The organism is Streptomyces formicae, assembly GCF_002556545.1.
GTDB classification, from domain to species: Bacteria; Actinomycetota; Actinomycetes; order Streptomycetales; family Streptomycetaceae; genus Streptomyces; species Streptomyces formicae_A.
Genome location: NZ_CP022685.1, coordinates 8,897,387 through 8,912,606, shown reverse-complemented (window position 1 = coordinate 8,912,606; position 15,220 = coordinate 8,897,387). Strand labels below are relative to the sequence as shown.

At 68.9% G+C, this 15,220-nt stretch carries 15 protein-coding genes; 7 read left to right on the top strand and 8 right to left on the bottom strand.

The window, feature by feature from the left end:
• Window positions 1-116 precede the first annotated feature (116 nt).
• The 3 genes from KY5_RS38365 (at window position 117) to KY5_RS38355 (ending at window position 3,137) form a co-directional block, all read left to right on the top strand.
• Window positions 117-620 carry a hypothetical protein gene (locus KY5_RS38365; RefSeq protein ID WP_234363076.1) on the top strand — a complete coding sequence of 168 codons (504 nt, stop codon included), beginning with the start codon at window positions 117-119 and terminating at the stop codon, window positions 618-620.
• An 804-nt stretch (window positions 621-1,424) separates the two neighbouring features.
• On the top strand, window positions 1,425-1,757 hold the full coding sequence (locus KY5_RS38360; RefSeq protein ID WP_098246525.1) for a hypothetical protein: 333 nt from the start codon (window positions 1,425-1,427) through the stop codon (window positions 1,755-1,757).
• 411 nt (window positions 1,758-2,168) lie between these two features.
• Window positions 2,169-3,137, top strand: a complete 969-nt coding sequence (locus tag KY5_RS38355) for a trypsin-like serine peptidase (protein WP_098246524.1) — start codon at window positions 2,169-2,171, stop codon at window positions 3,135-3,137.
• A gap of 84 nt (window positions 3,138-3,221) precedes the next feature.
• Here KY5_RS38355 and KY5_RS38350 read toward each other — a convergent pair whose 3' ends face one another.
• Entirely contained in the window at window positions 3,222-4,589 is a 1,368-nt protein-coding gene (locus KY5_RS38350) for an FG-GAP and VCBS repeat-containing protein (protein WP_098246523.1), read from the bottom strand.
• Between the two features lie 285 nt (window positions 4,590-4,874).
• Window positions 4,875-5,219, bottom strand: coding sequence for an ANTAR domain-containing protein (locus KY5_RS38345; RefSeq protein WP_098246522.1), 345 nt, complete (start codon window positions 5,217-5,219; stop codon window positions 4,875-4,877).
• A 200-nt stretch (window positions 5,220-5,419) separates the two neighbouring features.
• On the opposite strand from KY5_RS38345, the gene KY5_RS38340 reads away from it, so the two are divergent.
• A complete protein-coding gene (locus KY5_RS38340) occupies window positions 5,420-5,836 on the top strand; it encodes a CBS domain-containing protein (protein ID WP_098246521.1) in 417 nt (138 codons plus the stop codon).
• A 137-nt stretch (window positions 5,837-5,973) separates the two neighbouring features.
• Here the strand turns inward: KY5_RS38340 and KY5_RS38335 are convergent, their stop codons facing one another.
• The 4 genes from KY5_RS38335 to KY5_RS38320 form a co-directional block, all read right to left on the bottom strand.
• A complete protein-coding gene (locus KY5_RS38335; RefSeq protein ID WP_234363075.1) occupies window positions 5,974-6,771 on the bottom strand; it encodes a SigB/SigF/SigG family RNA polymerase sigma factor in 798 nt (265 codons plus the stop codon).
• A 191-nt stretch (window positions 6,772-6,962) separates the two neighbouring features.
• Window positions 6,963-7,361 (bottom strand): VOC family protein, encoded by a 399-nt coding sequence (locus KY5_RS38330; protein ID WP_098246519.1) that lies wholly within the window; start codon window positions 7,359-7,361, stop codon window positions 6,963-6,965.
• Window positions 7,362-7,440: 79 nt separating this feature from the next.
• Window positions 7,441-8,421 carry a TIGR03557 family F420-dependent LLM class oxidoreductase gene (locus KY5_RS38325; RefSeq protein WP_098246518.1) on the bottom strand — a complete coding sequence of 327 codons (981 nt, stop codon included), beginning with the start codon at window positions 8,419-8,421 and terminating at the stop codon, window positions 7,441-7,443.
• Between the two features lie 69 nt (window positions 8,422-8,490).
• Window positions 8,491-8,817, bottom strand: coding sequence for a plasmid stabilization protein (locus tag KY5_RS38320; protein WP_098246517.1), 327 nt, complete (start codon window positions 8,815-8,817; stop codon window positions 8,491-8,493).
• Window positions 8,818-9,175: 358 nt separating this feature from the next.
• Here KY5_RS38320 and KY5_RS38315 point away from each other — a divergent pair, with 358 nt between their 5' ends.
• From KY5_RS38315 to KY5_RS38305, 3 genes are all read left to right on the top strand, one after another.
• The gene (locus KY5_RS38315; RefSeq protein WP_098246516.1) at window positions 9,176-9,808 is read left to right on the top strand and encodes a diguanylate cyclase; all 633 of its coding nucleotides are present in this window, start codon (window positions 9,176-9,178) and stop codon (window positions 9,806-9,808) included.
• Window positions 9,805-10,806 (top strand): SMP-30/gluconolactonase/LRE family protein, encoded by a 1,002-nt coding sequence (locus KY5_RS38310; protein WP_324965817.1) that lies wholly within the window; start codon window positions 9,805-9,807, stop codon window positions 10,804-10,806. The genes KY5_RS38315 and KY5_RS38310 overlap by 4 nt, the downstream gene beginning before the upstream one ends.
• A gap of 152 nt (window positions 10,807-10,958) precedes the next feature.
• Entirely contained in the window at window positions 10,959-13,214 is a 2,256-nt protein-coding gene (locus KY5_RS38305) for a DUF4157 domain-containing protein (protein ID WP_098246515.1), read from the top strand.
• Window positions 13,215-13,260: 46 nt separating this feature from the next.
• Here the strand turns inward: KY5_RS38305 and KY5_RS38300 are convergent, their stop codons facing one another.
• Window positions 13,261-13,671, bottom strand: a complete 411-nt coding sequence (locus KY5_RS38300) for a VOC family protein (protein WP_098246514.1) — start codon at window positions 13,669-13,671, stop codon at window positions 13,261-13,263.
• A complete protein-coding gene (locus tag KY5_RS38295; RefSeq protein ID WP_098246513.1) occupies window positions 13,665-15,206 on the bottom strand; it encodes an FAD-dependent monooxygenase in 1,542 nt (513 codons plus the stop codon). The genes KY5_RS38300 and KY5_RS38295 overlap by 7 nt, the downstream gene beginning before the upstream one ends.
• Between the last annotated feature and the right edge of the window lie 14 nt (window positions 15,207-15,220).

Genomic DNA, 15,220 nt, shown 5'->3' with positions numbered 1-15,220 from the left:
CTGACCATCACATCTCTACAAGACCGCTTTGCGACGAAAGCCCCGGCGGCCAGCGGGAGTTCGCCGAAGGCGGGCGCGGGCGAAACGCCGGAACCTGCCCGGCCCGGCAGGGCCAGGTGCCGACGCTCAACGCGGGCTGCGCCGACTCCGGTATCGAGGCCGAGAAGGAGATGCAGCGCACCGGCCGGGGGTACTCGGCGATCCAGGCGACCCGGCCGCAGACGCTCGGCTACGGCCTCACCGACTCCCCGGCGGGACAGGCCGCCTGGATCGCCGAGAAGTTCTGGGCGTGGACGGACAACGACGGCCATCCCGAGGACGCGTTGTCGCGGCGGACGATCCTCGACGAGATCTCGGTCTATTGGTTCACCGCGTCGGCCACGTCGTCGGCGCGCCTGTACTGGGAGAGCTTCGCCGACTTCCGGGACAAGGTGACCGCGCCGTCCGGTCTTTCGGTCTACCCGCGCGACATCACCCGCCCGTCGAGGCGGGAGGCCGAGCTGCGGTTCACCGACCTGCGCTGGTTCCAGGAGCTGCCGCGTGGTGGCCACTTCGCCGCGCTGGAGCAACCGGAGTCGCTGGTCGAGCAGGTGCGCGGGTTCTTCCGCCTGTTCCGCTGACTGTGCGTTGCTCGCCGTGAAACCGGCCTGGCAACCCCCGTCGGAGCTTCCGAGTGGGGTTCTCAAGGAGGGGCTTTCGTTTCCGCATTACGTCGGCCTGTCAGGGAAGTCGTTCCCCAGGATCTACACCGGCCCCCTCCGGGCGCTGCGTCGAACAGGGGAATCCCGCGTCCCCTGGGCGCCCGTCGAGGGAGTGCGTCCCGCAGGACGGTGGGGAGCTGCCCCGCGGGGCGCACGCAGCCGCACAGCCACCTCCGTGGCAGCTACCGCCCCGGTCACGGCCCAGCCTGTGCCGGAACGCCCTCCCGGGCGACCTGCGGGCGACCGCGAGGGAGCCACAGTCGCAAGCGGCGCCGCCGGGGTCCAGGCCGTCTCGCTGTACTTCGTGTGTCTACTCCGCAGCAGCCCTCCGGGACAGGGGCCGGACAGCCCCAGAACTTTGCCACGGGCACATATCTGACTACTTGGGTCCTGCTGCCGCCAGGACAGGCGGTCGCGCCAATTCCCGTGCCAGGCCGAACGATTCGGCAGGCCACACAGGGCGGCATTGATCCGGGGTGCCCCTTCCGAGAGAGCACGTACGGCGGTACGCTGGAAACAGTCCGTGGTCGATGGGTTGCTGTTAGCGCGGCATCCGACCTACCGGCGTTCCCTCGGGCCCAGGTTGGGGCCCTCTCGCCAGCGGCAGCTACCAGCGGGACTCTGAGCTCGCCACACAGCACCGCGTCTGGCCCGCCACGGCTTCCCCCCTGTCGCCGCCTTCCCGCTTTGCAGCGGTGCCTTCCCAAGTCCCTGGGAGAAGCAATGCGCGGCTACTTCGCCGACGAACTCCTGCTCATGCTGCCCCTGTACGACACCCCCGGTGTGCGTCTGCGGGGCGAGGTCTTCAGCTCCCACCGCGGCCCCCTGGCCCTGGTCCTGACCGAAGAGGCGGCACGCACCGATGAGATCGTCCTGGATCTCACCGACGTCCGCTTCATCTCGAACGCCATCCTCGACATCCTGACCGTCCTGGCCCGCCGTCTCGCGCCGCCCCAATGTCTGCTCGTCAGGGCCAACGCCGACCTCGAACTGAGGGAGCGGACCGCCGCCCGTGGCTGGAACGAGATCGCGACCGTACGCCTGGAGGAGTCCTGACCCGCCGAGACACTCACATCGCTTGGCCCGTGCCCGGCGCGACCGGACCCCAGGGGGCACCGTGGAACCGTCGGACATGGAAAGTCTGATCCTTCTGAAGGAGATCGGCGCACGCTGCCGTGAGGCAACGCAGCGTGCCCGACAGCAGCAGGAGGACGCACGGCAGATGCGTGCTGACGCCCGTCGCATCGTGGCAAAGGCGCGCCTGTATACACCAGGAAAACGTTAGGGCCCTGCCTTCGAACCCCCGCCGAAGGTTCCGAGGAGGGGACTGGGCGGGGCGGCTCGTTCAGGGGCGGCGGGTAAGCGTATTGACCCGCACCCGAGCGTTCCTGCACGCTGCCACTCGCACGTCGATCCGCACCGCACAGCCAGACCGGCTCATCCCCACTGCGGCAGAAGGAGACACGCGTGAGACTCCAACGCACCACCACAGCCGTTCTGTTGGCCGTCGGCAGCCTGTTGAGCGGATCTCTCACAGCAGCCACCGCGGCAGCCACCGCGAGCGCGGCTCCCTCCGCCACGTCGTTCCGGCAGCACACGGCGGACAAGGGGTTCTGGACCGCTGAGCGGATGCGCCACGCCACGCCGCTCGACCTGGACCTCTCCCGCTCCGGCGCGAAGGCGCTCAAGGAGCTCAAGGGACTCAAGACGCCTGCCCCCGGAGCCCGGCGAAGCGTCGTCTCACCGACCGCGATCCCGCAGCCGGGCGGCCCCTGGACGGGCGGCGGTGCCGTGGTGAAGACCACCGGGCGGGTGTTCTTCACCTTCGAGGGGCGTACGGCGTCCTGTTCAGGGTCCTCGGTCACCAGCCAGAACGGCTCGACCGTGCTGACCGCCGGGCACTGCGTGAAGTACAAGGGCGCCTGGCACACCAACTGGGTCTTCGTTCCCGCCTACAACGACGGCCAGGCCCCCTACGGCCAGTGGTCCGCCACCAAGACCCTCGCCACCGACCAGTGGGCGGCGCGGGAGGACATCAACTACGACGTCGGCGCGGCCGTCGTCGCCCCGCTGAACGGCAAGAAGCTCGCGGACACGGTCGGCGCGCAGGGCGTGGAGTTCAACGGCGCCTACGGCAGGGCGATGTACGCCTTCGGCTATCCCGCCGCGGCCCCGTACGACGGGAAGAAGCTGATCTACTGCAGCGGCACCGCGGGCAAGGACCCCCTCGGCATGACCAAGGACCACGGCCTCGGCTGCAACATGACGGGCGGCTCCAGCGGCGGCCCCTGGTTCACCTCGTTCAACGAGTCCGCGGGGACCGGGCTGCAGGCGTCGGTGAACAGCTTCGGCTACACCTTCCTGCCCAACAGGATGTTCGGCCCGTACTTCGGCAACGAGGCCAAGGCCCTGTACGACAAGGCCCAGACCTCCTGAACCCTCCGTTCACCGCGTGCAGTTGGGGCCCACCTCGCCGTCCGCGCGCTCGGCGGGGTGCGGCGCGGGACGGCGGGCGGGTGTCTATTGCAGGAAGCCGTCGATCGGTGCCGCGTCGTACCCCGTCGCGCCCGCCGTGGTGATGCCGCCGGCCGAGCCGGGCAGCCGCAGAGCGTCGACGGCGCTCACATGCAGGTCGGCCTTTCCGTCACCGTTCGTGTCGCGCAGCCGTACCAGGCCGCCGAACTGGTCGTCGGCCGTCAACGGGCCGGGTACGCCAGGGGTGTTGCGGGCGAACCACTGTGAACCGGCACCGGACAGGCCGCTCGTACGGCCCTTGAAGACGTGCACGCCGCCCGCGTACTCCTGACCGTCGATCTCCTCGCCCCGCACGCCGACCGCGAGATCCGCGTAGCCGTCGCCGTTGACGTCACCCGCCGAGACGGATGAGCCGAACTCGTCGTGGTTTTCCGGGGTGCCTGCGACACCGCTCGTCGACTGGGTGAGGCGGGCGCTTCGCGACGGGCCGCCGGAGGCGCCGTACCAGACGCTGACGCGGCCCTTGTGCTTCGAGTAGAGGGACGTGCCGATGGCGATGTCGCCGTAGCCGTCCTTGTCGAAGTCGGCGATGACACCGTCGCCGCCGCGCTCGGAGCTGCCGCCGTTGCCTGGCTGGGACTCCAGGCGCAGGCTCTTGCCCGGGGTGAGCGAGGTCGCGCCGCCCTTGATGAACCAGGCGTCGGACGCGATCTTCTCGGAGCCGACCACGTCGCCGATGATCGCGAGGTCGGTCTTCTTGTCGCCGTTGACCTTGCCGGAGATCAGGGCCGAGGCGTAGAAGGACGTCGTCTTGTCGAGCTTGGTCACCGTGCCGGTGGTACCGGTGCGCTTGAGCGGGCCGCGGTAGACGTACGTCATGGATTCGTTGATGACGGCCAGGTCCTGCTTGCCGTCGCCGTTGAAGTCGCCGGTCGCCAGGTCCTTGCCCATGTAGTTGTTGCGGCCCGGGTTCTTGTTCGGGAGGGTCGTGCCCTTGGACAGGCCGGACGCGGAGCCCCACAGGAGGGTCACGGCGCCCTGGTCGGCGCCGTGCGAGCCGTCCTCGCCGGTCGCCGCCACCGCGAGGTCGCCGTATCCGTCACCGTCGAAGTCCGCGGCGGCCCGGACCTCGCCGAACATGTCGTCGGCCTCGTCGGTGCCGGGCACGCCGGAGCTCGTCTGGGTGATGCGCTGCTGTCTGGAGCCGGGCCCGGTGGCGGTCCCGAAGACCACGGTGACGCCGCCGCCCCCTCTGGCGCTGAAGCTCGAGTACGCGTAGTCGCGATAGCCGTCGCCGTTGAAGTCGTCGCCGTGCTTCGCCGGTGCGGCACTTGCCGCCGTGGCGGGCAGGGCGAGGGGGACGAGGCCCGCCACCAGGAAGGTGGCGAGCGAGGTGGTTGTGCGGATGCGCATGGGTGTTGGGGTTCCTTGTGAGCCGAGGGAAGGTGTGAGTGAAAAAGCGGAGGTGGGGTGGTCAGCCGGCGAACAAGAGACCCGTGGTGGAGCCGAAGGGTTGTACGGCCGTCGGCCACGGACTGACTCGTCGAGGAGGGCCGGGGAGAACGTGCTGCGGTGTACGTGTGAACTGGGTCCGCGTTCGTGCGAACTGGGGCCACGTACGTGTGAACTGAGGGCCGCCGACGTTGCAGGGAGGCGGCGGCGCCTCCCTGCGACCCGGGGCAGAAGCGGGCTCGTCCCTCAGGCGGGAGAACCCGCCGATGGGGGGCCTTCCGATGGAGGGCCTTCCGAGCGCCGAGCCAGACTCGCACCGAGCTCGGCCTGTACTTCAGCGGGGAGTTCCCCGTTCTGGCCCCACGTCACGATGAGGTCCGCGATGGAGCGGAGCTTGATGTTGGTGTGCTGCGACACCTCTTGCAGAACATCCCACCCCTGTTCGGGGGTGACTTGTCCCAGGGCGACGACGATGCCGATCGCTTGGTCGACCGTGGCGTGAGAATCTACGGCCTTCCTCAAGTGATCGACCTCTTCCTCGAGTCGAGCGACGGTCTCTGCGGTCTTCGCTGTCTCTTCATGATCACTCACTCTGTCTCTCCGGTGCGGGTGTGGTGCCGATGCGAGTCGGCCTCAATCTGCCGAGCTGCGACTATCTCCGTCAACTGGCCTTTGGCCGACGAACAGGCCCTGTGCCTGTTTCGTCCCCTGTCGATCCGGCTACCCGTACCGGACCGTTCCCGGTCCCGGGCACCGGGAGTTCCCCACGCGAAGAAGGGACAGCGTTCACCATGACTACGGCACGAGAGATCATGACCGGCGGCGCGCAGTGCGTCGGGGCACACGAGACCGCCCTTGCGGCAGCGCGCAAACTGAAGGACCTCCAGGTCGGCGCGCTGCCCATCTGCGGTGACGACAACCGTCTCATCGGCGTGGTCACCGACCGCGACATCGTGGTCAAGGTCCTCGGCGCAGGACTCGACCCCGGCGAAGTCGAGACCGGCACCCTTGCGCAGGGAGAAGCCGTCACCATCGGCGCGGACGACGACACGGACGAGATCTTCGCCACCATGACCCGGCACAAGGTCCGCCGACTGCCCGTCATCGACGGCAACGCCCTGGTCGGCATGGTCGCCCTCGCCGACACCGCCCGTGCCCTGAAGGATCCGGAGGCAGGACGGCTGATCGAAGCCCTGTCCACCGATTGATCCACCGGCTGATCCACCAACTGATCCACCGACGTGCCGGGCCCCGGAGGGCCCGGCACACCGGCTGGACGTTGTTGGCGCGATTTCCCTCAACCAACCGCCCGCGTCAGCTCTTCGGCTCTCTCAGGTCGGCTCTCTCAGGCAGCTTGCGGATACGCGTCGACGCCCTGGAGGGCATGCTCGCGGACCTGCGCACAGCTGCGCGTGATCAGGCGGGAGACATGCATCTGGGAGCAGCCGACCTTCTCCGCGATGCTGGCCTGGGTCATGTCCTCGAAGTAGCGCAGGTAGAGGATCTCGCGCTCGCGCTCAGGGAGCGTGCGCAGTCCCTCCTTGGCGGCTTCCCGGTCAGCGATCAGGTCGTAGGCCGCCTCCGGCTTGCCGAGGGTGTCGGCGAGGCTGAACCCCCCTGTGGCCGAGCTCGTCTCGGCGTCCAGGGACAGAGTGCTGTAGCTGTCCATCGCTTCCATGCCGTGGCGGACCTCCTCCAGGGACAGCCCGGCCCGCGCCGCGATGTCTTCCATGGTGGGTTCACTCCCGTGACCGGGTTGGTCGAGCAGCTCACGGCGCGCGGAACGGACCTTGTTGCGCAGGTCCTTGACGCGGCGCGGGACACGGACGTCCCAGCCGTGATCACGGAAGTGCCTGCGCAACTCACCGGTGATGGTGGGCACCGCGTACGATTCGAACGCGCCGCGCTCGGGCTCGAAGCGTTCGACCGCCTTCACCAGGCCCAGAGCGGCGACCTGCTTCAAGTCGTCCAGGCTCTCGCCCTTGTTGCGGAAGCGCAGGGCCAGCCGGTGTGCCATCGGCAGCCACGCCTCCACCAGCTCTTCCACCAGCACATCCCGCTCGGGTCCTTCAGGCGTGTCCGCGAGGTACCGGAACGTCTGCAGGGTGTCAGGGGCGTCGTCGTGCGAATGGCGATTAGGCATAAGGATTCGCTCCCTCATCGTTGCGGTCGGCAAGGATGACCAGGAGCCGGTCAACACACCCCATTCGGGGGTGGGCCAATGCCCCTGGCAGAGCGCCTGTTGTCCCAAGCACTGACATCCGTCTGCCCGACGACTCCGCGAACAAACAACCGTGTTGCACGACACACTCATGAGCGGCCTCGGCCCACCGGTCAGGGGCGCGGGCCACCGCTGCCGCTGGGCGCACGGCTCAGGTCGACGACGCAGAACAGGTTGTCGTCCGGATCGGCGAGTACGACGAAGTCGGGCTCGGGAGGGTAGAAATCCCACTCGACCGTCCGGGCGCCCAGGCTGATCAGTCGGCGGACCTCGGCACGCTGTTCACCTGTGGTGTCGGTGAACAGGTCCAGGTGCAGACGCGGCCGGTGCTCAGGCGGGGACGCACTCGACATCAGGCCAAGGGCCCGGCCCGAACCGTCGGCATGGTGGAGGGTCCGCCACGTCGGACTCCGCCACTCCTCGGCAGCGACCAGATCCAACGCGGCGGTCCAGAAGGCCACGGCGCGGGGCAGGTTCGCGACGCCGATGACGGGAATTCCGAGCCTGAGCATGCAGACCGCTCCGATGCCGATTCAGGAAGTCGTGCCGGTCCAACGCGAATTGAGGAGTGCCTGCCGGTCCCCTACCCATTCAGAATTGCGTACCGGTCGGTTTCAACTTCCGGATGCGCGCGTCGAGTTCGCTCTCGTAGAAGTCGATGAATCCGTCGGGGTCGGGCCCGGCGTTCTGCATGACCAGCCTGTCGAAGCCCGCATCGACGAACGGCTGGGCCGCCTCGACGTACCGGGCCGGGTCCGGACCGCAGGCGAACTTCTCCAGGATGTCCTCCGCGCGCACGGTCGAGGTCGCGGCATCGAAGTTGACGGGGTTGGGCAGCTCGCTCATCACCTTCCACCCGGTCAGCGCCCACCGGGAGGTCCGGAGGGCGGCCTCGGCGGCGGTGTTCTCGTCGGGTGCCCAGGCCATCGGTACCTCCGCGTAGCGGGGGCCGGTGCCTCCGGCGTCGCGGTAGTGCCGCGTGATCTGCTGCTTGGCCTCCGTGGCGAACAGGCCGTCGCCCAGTTCCGCCGCGATGCGCGCCGAGGGCGGGCCGCTCGCGGCGACCGCGATCAGAGGCGGCTCCTCCGGCAGATCGAACACCCGGGCGTCGGCCAGCTGAAGGTACTTGCCTTCGTAGGACCGGTATCCCCCGTCCCACAGCAACCGGATGATCTCCAGCGCCTCCCTGAGCATGGCGTGCCGAGGGGGCACCGTCTCCGGAAAGCCGGGGCCCACGACGTGCTCGTTGAGACGTTCACCCGACCCGACACCGAGGACGAAGCGCCCCTCGGACAACAAGGCCAACGTGGCGGCGGCCTGGGCGATGATCGCGGGGTGGTAGCGGACGGTCGGGCACGTCACGCCGGTCGCCAACCCGATCGTGGAGGTCTTGGCCGCGATGCTCCCCAGTACCGTCCACGCGAACGGCGAATGACCCTGGTTGTCGAGCCACGGATGATAGTGATCGCTGATCTCGACGAAATCGAAGCCCGCCCGCTCGGCCCTCACGGCCTGACGCACCAGCTCCGCCGGTCCGAACGCCTCCGCGGCCAGCTTGTATCCCACCTGCACGTGTCTCTCGCTCCCTCACACTCACGGCCAGGGCCACTGTGCCCGGCCTTCGGGACGTCGTTCCGGCTGTCAGCGGCCGAGGGCCTTGGCCAGCTCCTGCTTGTTCATCGAGGAGCGGCCGTTGATCCCGCGCTTCTTCGCTTCCGCGTACAGCTGGTCCTTCGTGGGGCCCTGCGCACCGCTGTGGGAGCGCTCGCCGCCGCGTTGGGACGCCGACTTCTTGTCCTTGGTCGAGGTCTTGCTCGCCGTCTTCGACTCGCCCGAGCGGGCCCGTTCCTTGTTCACCGTGCGGGCCGCGATCTCCTTGGCCCGGCTCTTGGAGGTGCCGCGCTTCTCGGCGCTCTCCTTGATGTGCTCGTACTGTCGCTCGCGCTTCGCGTTGGACCCCTGCGGCATGACGTACTCCTTCCGGTCGGGGCACGGCCGATGCGGGCCGCGCCCCTTTCGAGGACTTCACGCGTACCCGCCATTCGGAGCAGTGCACCTGGAAACGGTCGCGGTGCTTCCATTTGACGGCCGGCGCCCGGACACGGCGAACAGAGGGCCACCGAACGGGGCCTGCGGGCGCTCCGGCCTCCGGGCAGCAGGCAGGCGACGACCCGGCCATCGCGAGCCGGGTCCGGTCCACGGATACTCGTCGTGGCCTCGGTCATACATCGACCGCCGCCCGTATCGGACGCGCCCAGCGGGGTACCGCCCCGGTGAGACCCATCCGGTGCGACCCTCGCATCCAAGCCCTTCGGAGGAGGCTCCCATGGCTCTGCGCACGCTCTCCCGCTCGTGGCGTCACTGGCGCCGCGGCGCCGATCTGAGCGTCCCGCTGCACGCCACCGACACCGAGGACACCAATCGCCGGTTTCTGCTCTACGGAGTCCTGCCCCTGTGGGTGGTGCCCGCTGTGGCCGACTGGATCATGCACCGCAGGACCCACATCGAGACGACGAGCGGGGCCAAGGAGTCCGCCGTGCACGCCCTGATGATGACGGAGGCGGGCATCCCGGTCGCCATGGGCTTGCTCGCCCGGATCAACCCGCTCGTCCTCACCGTCATGGGCGGCGCGGCCCTCGCCCATTCGGCCACGGCCCTGTGGGACGTCACCCTCGCCACCGGGGAGCGCGAGGTGCGCCCCGTCGAACAGCACATCCACAGCTTCCTGGAGGTGCTGCCCCTGACCGCGATGGCGTTCACCGCGTGCCTGCATTCCGAGGAAGTGCGTGCGACTCTGCGCGGTGGCCGCGGGGCTGACGACTGGCGCCTGCTCCCCAAGAAGCGCCCGCTGCCCGCCGGATACCTCGCCGCTCTGGCAGCGGTGATCGGTGCCGGTGTGGCCCTGCCCTATGCGGAGGAAATGCGTCGCTGCCTGCGTGCTCGGCCGGCTGCCGCGTGACACGGCCTCCGTACTCACGGGCCTCCCGTGGCGCACCGCGCCCGCTGGTCGTACGTCGCCGGATCCCCGTGGGCCGAGGGCCGGAGCACGTCACGTCGGACGGCCGCGGCCGACTCCTGACCGGGGTCGAGGACGGCCGCGTTCTGCGCGTGGATCCGGCGCGACCGCACGCTGGGGAAACGGTGGCGCGCACCGGCGGCCGACCGCTCGGGTTGACCACGCAGACCGACGGCCGCGTCCTGATCTGTGACGCGGAGCGGGGTCTGCTGCGGCTGTCTCCCGACACCGGGTTCCTGGAGGTGCTGGCCGACCGGGTCGGCGGAGAGCCGTTGCGGGTGTGCAGCAACGTGGCGGTGGGCGGGGACGACACCGCGTACTTCACCTCGTCGAGCAGCCGTTACCCGCTGTCCCGGTGGCGCAGCGATCTGGTGGAGCACACCGCGTCCGGACGCGTCCTTCGCCTGACTCCCGGCGGCAGCCCCGAAGTGCTGGCGGGGGGACTCGAGTTCGCCAACGGAATCGTTCTCGCCCCGGACGCCTCGCATCTCGTCGTCGCCGAGACGGGGGCTCGCCGTCTGATGCGTCTGTGGCTCACCGGCGCGAACGCCGGACGCCTCGAGGTGTTCCTCGACGACCTGCCCGGCTATCCCGACAACCTGACGCAAGGGCCCTCGGGCGACCTGTGGGTGGCTCTCGCGGCGCCCGCCAATCCGGCGGTGGAGGCGCTGCGCGGGGCGCCGACCTGGCTGCGGCGGACGATGGCGACCGCGGCACACGCGGTGCGATCGCGCCCGCCCCGGGTGGCCCGCGTGCTGAGCCTGACTCCTGAGGGGCACGTCCGCCACGACCTGCGCCGCAGCGGGAGGGGCTGCCGCATGATGACCAGTGTGATGGAGACGCGGGGAGAGCTCGTCCTCGGCAGTCTCATGGAACGCCATCTCACGGTGTGCGAAAGCCCGTTGACGTCCGTGGGCCCCTCCCCCACCGAATCCGGGTGACTGCCGGCCTCCACTCTGCCGCGTGCCCGCGAACGGCATGCGCGTCCGCCACCGGCCCTGCCCTGCGGTCTGCCCTCAAGGCTCTTCACGGTGCACCCCGTCCGCACCAAGGATGCACAACAGTGCGCTCACCCCTGCCAAGGAGAGTGAAGATGGAGGCACGCCAGAGATCCGGTGATGAGCCGAAGGCGGACAGGCCGACCCGGTCGACGCAGGCGAAACCACCGACAGGTCTGCTCGCCTTGCAGCGCAGCGCCGGCAACGCCGCGGTGACCGCCTTCCTGCGGCGTGCCGGGATGGCGGCGCCGCCCGACGAGCCCCAGGTCCAGCGCATGGCCGTGCACGACGTGCTGCGTGCGCCGGGCCGACCGATGGATCCCGCGCTGCGCGACGAGATGGAACAGCGCTTCGACGGCTCCCACTTCGACTCCGTGCGTTTCCACACCGGAACGGAGGCCGCCAAGTCGGCGGCCGAGCTGGGGGCACAGGCGTACACGGCGGGTACGCACATCGTTTTCAACGAGGGGGTCGAGCGCGACAAGCACGTGGTCGCGCATGAACTCGCGCACGCCCAGGAGAACATGAGGGGTTCTTCGTTCAAGGCCGTCCCCTACGGCGACGGGGTGAACGTCTCCGAGGTGGACGGCGCGTCGGAGATCGCGGCAGAGGCGACCGCGCGGCGCGTCATGGGCCCTTCGCGCCCCTCTGCCCACACGCAGGGCCATGATGGGGCCGATTCGCCTCCGCACGGCACGGGCACGAGCGTTGCCCGCGCGGCGGCGCCGAGCGTCCAGCGGGCCCTGTCGGTCGGAGACACGGACTTCACCGCCATCTACAAGCGCGACACCGAGAACCTCTCGGACAAACACAAGCAGCGGGTTCTCCACGCGATGGTGAACCAGGTGAACGTGGGCTTCAACCAGGCCCGCGCGAGCGCGGAGTTCACGCCGGAAGAGGTGCGGGAGTTCGCCGGCGAACGCGAGCGGATCCAGTACCAGCTGGCCAAGGCCATCGTCTCGCCCGTCGGAGAGATCGGCATGCACCCGGTCCTCAACAAGTGGGTGGGCAGCAACAAGGACTTCGGTGCGAAGAACCACGACATCCGGGTCAACGACTACGCCGAGCTCGCACGCAACCTGATGGGATGGGTGTACGCCAAGGGGAACAGACACAAGGAAAAGGTCAATGCCCAGGCCATGCACGGGGACGAGAACCTGCACGTGCACCTCGACGTGCTCCTTCGGCGCCTGTACGACTTCATGAAGGATGTCGTTCCGCAGAACAAGATGATGGACGAGCGCAACGTCGAGTTGATGGAGAAGGAACTGGTGCGGGGCGTCGCCCACATAAAGTCGCAGCCGTACATGAAGAACGGCAAACACGACCCCGAGAAGGCGGGCAAGCCCGTCGGATCGTACCTCGCGCACTTCGACGGAAAGTTCCGAAAAGACGTACGCGGAACGCGCCTGGACGCTCGCATCATCGAACGCGGTGGTCTGCTCGAAGTCATGAAGCAGCCTCACAAGTACGGGCTCAGGGAGAAGATGATCTCCCTGCACGACCTGTCCGAGTACTTCGGCCCGTCCCTGCACACACCCCCGACGCAGGGCAAGAACGCGTTCGAAGACATCCGGGGGCAGGAGAAGATGAGCACCGTCGGCTGGGACCGGCGAGGCAATCGGCTCACTGCCGACGACCGCGGCCAGAACCCCCAGTTCCATGACGACGGCAGTCGCAAGCGGGACAAGAACAACAAGCCGGTGACGCACCCGTCGACGCGGAACGAGAACTCCGAGACGACCAAGCTCGCGCGTGGGAAACGGGCCCCGGTCTGGGCAGGGCAGTCGTACACGGCCGGCAGGATGTTCAAGATGGCCAAGGAGAGCGGAGCGTCCACCGAGGAGATTACGGCCGTGGCGTGGGGGATATTCGCGTTCTGGCGAACGGACTTCGATCACACGACGGAATTCGCCTACCACACGCTGCATGAAGTGATGGACATCGCGCAGAACTTCGGCGTCCACTACGACATGGACGACTCCTACGGTTCCTACCGCGCGCTGGACATCGAGAGAGTCGCCGCCGGGATGTCGACACTGGCCGGGCAGATAGACGCCCTGTACCACGATGCCGCCGACCGTGCCGAATGGATGAAGGCGCAGATCGACGCGCGGGGCATGGCCACGGACCGGGACGAGGAGATCCTTGCGAACTTCAGGTACGTCCGCAAGAACTCCGGTGCTCTGGGGAACAAGCTCAAGATGATCGCCGACTCGCTGAGAATATGGAGTTCCCTCAACTCCAAGGACCAGGCCAGGACTCTTCGCACCTGTATCGACGACGGTCCGGGCTGGCAGCGTGAGGTCACGAGCCTGCAGTCCCTCCTCGCGAGGGCGAGCCGTCGTTGACCTCTTGCCACATCACCCGGTGCGGGCTCGTCCCGGCCCAAGCCGCTCAGCCGTGCTGGGGAAAGACCGGCCCCTGGTCGGTCCAGGTGACGCCCTTGTTGCGGCACAGGCAGAAGGGGTGGCCGATCGGGTCGGTGTAGACCTGCCAGCCATAGCCGTTGGGGCCGATGAAGTCCTGCCTCAGCGTCGCGCCGAGGTCGATGACGCGGCGCTGCTCGGACTCGATCTCGTCCACTTCGAAGTCGAGGTGGAACTGCTTGGGGTGCTCGCTGTCGGGCCACTGCGGAGCGCGGTAGTCCTCCACCCGGATGAAGGCCAGCTCGATCTCGCCGAACTGGATGCCCGCCCAGTCCTGTGAGCTGCCTTCCTTGATCGGGCGACCCGTCACCTCGGAGTAGAAGGCCGCGAGCTTCATCGTGTCCGGGCAGTCGATGATGAAATCAGTGAGTCTCAGCATGCCGTGATCTTGCCATAAGCCGACAGACGTGGTGATCGTGTGAATGTCGGCCCGGTCGCTCTTTGTTGGTGGGTGGTGGCCAGGACGGCGGTGAGGTCGTTGACGAGGGTGGCGTCGTGGCTCTCCGCGCTCGCCCAGGCGACGTGGCCGTCGGGGCGGACGAGGGCGGCACGCATGCCGGACCAGTCGGCCGGGAGCAGCCGCGGGGTACTGGTGTGCACGCGCAGGCCGGGCCCCGTGAGGTGGTGGAGGGGCCGGTCCGGGCTGCCGGTGAGGTCGAGCAGCAGATAGCCGTCGGCGCGCAACAGGGCGAACAGGCTGGTGTCGTCGAGGGCGAGGTCGTCGGCGCGGGTGCCGGTCGGCCGCCGGTCGTCGGGCGCGGTCGGCGGATAGGCGACGGAGAGGGAACTGACCTGTCCGGCCAGTCGGTCGTTGAGCTCGGGCAGCTCGGTGATCAGTTCGCCGAGCAGGCCGCGCAGGGCGAGCCCTTCCGGGGTGAAGGCGGTCATGAGGGCGACTTGGGCGCGGCTGGTCTCGGTGAGGCTGACGCCCACCGGGTGGCGTTCGGCGTGGTAGGTGTCCAGGAGCGTGTCGGGGGCCCAGCCGTTGAGGGTGGCGGCGAGCTTCCAGGCGAGGTTGGCGGCGTCCTGGATGCCGACGTTCATGCCGACTCCCCCGGCGGGGAAGTGCTGGTGCGCGGCGTCACCGGCTAGGAATACACGGCCGTTCCTGTACTGGGCGGCCAGGCGCGTAGCGTTGCCGAAGCGGGAGAGCCAGACGGGATCGCGCATGCCGAAGTCGGTCCCGGTCATGGTGATGACGTTCTCGCGCAGTTCCGCCAGGGTCAGATCGCCGGGCCAGGTGCTGGTGATGTCGCGGGGGGTGATGCCGACGAGGCGGTGGAGGCCGCCGGGTACGGGGACGGCCATCAGGCTGCCGTTCGGGCCGAAGTAGCCGTGGCCGGGGGCCGGGGGCTCGTCGAGGACGACGTCGCCGAGCCAGCCGAGCACGGTGGACGGTGTGCCGGGGAAGTCGATCCCGGCCGCGCCGCGCACCGTACTGCGTACGCCGTCGCACCCCACCAGGTAGGCCGCTTCCATGGTGAAAGGGCCGTCGGCGGCCTGGATGTGCACGCGGACGCTGTCGGGCCCCTCACTCAGGCCGGTGACCTCATGACCGCGCAGGACGGTCGCCCCCAGTTCGAGGGCCTGCTGCTCCAGCAGGGCCTCGGTGCGCTGCTGGGGCAGGAGGAGCGTGTAGGGGAAGGGGCTGGGCAGGCGGCGGAAGTCCAGCCGGGAATCCAGTGCGCCGAAGTGCCCGCCGGGCAGCGGTATGCCCTCGGAGACGAAGGGGTCCTGGACGCCGCGGGAGGCGAACGTCTCGATGGTGCGGGGGTGCACGGTCAGGGCCCGGGAGCGGGTGTCGCGCTCGGTGCGCGTTTCGATGACCGCGACGGTGATTCCGCAGCGGCGCAGTTCGGCGGCGAGCCACAGGCCCACGGGCCCGCCTCCGGCGACGACGACCTGGTGGTTCATGATTCTTCTCCTTC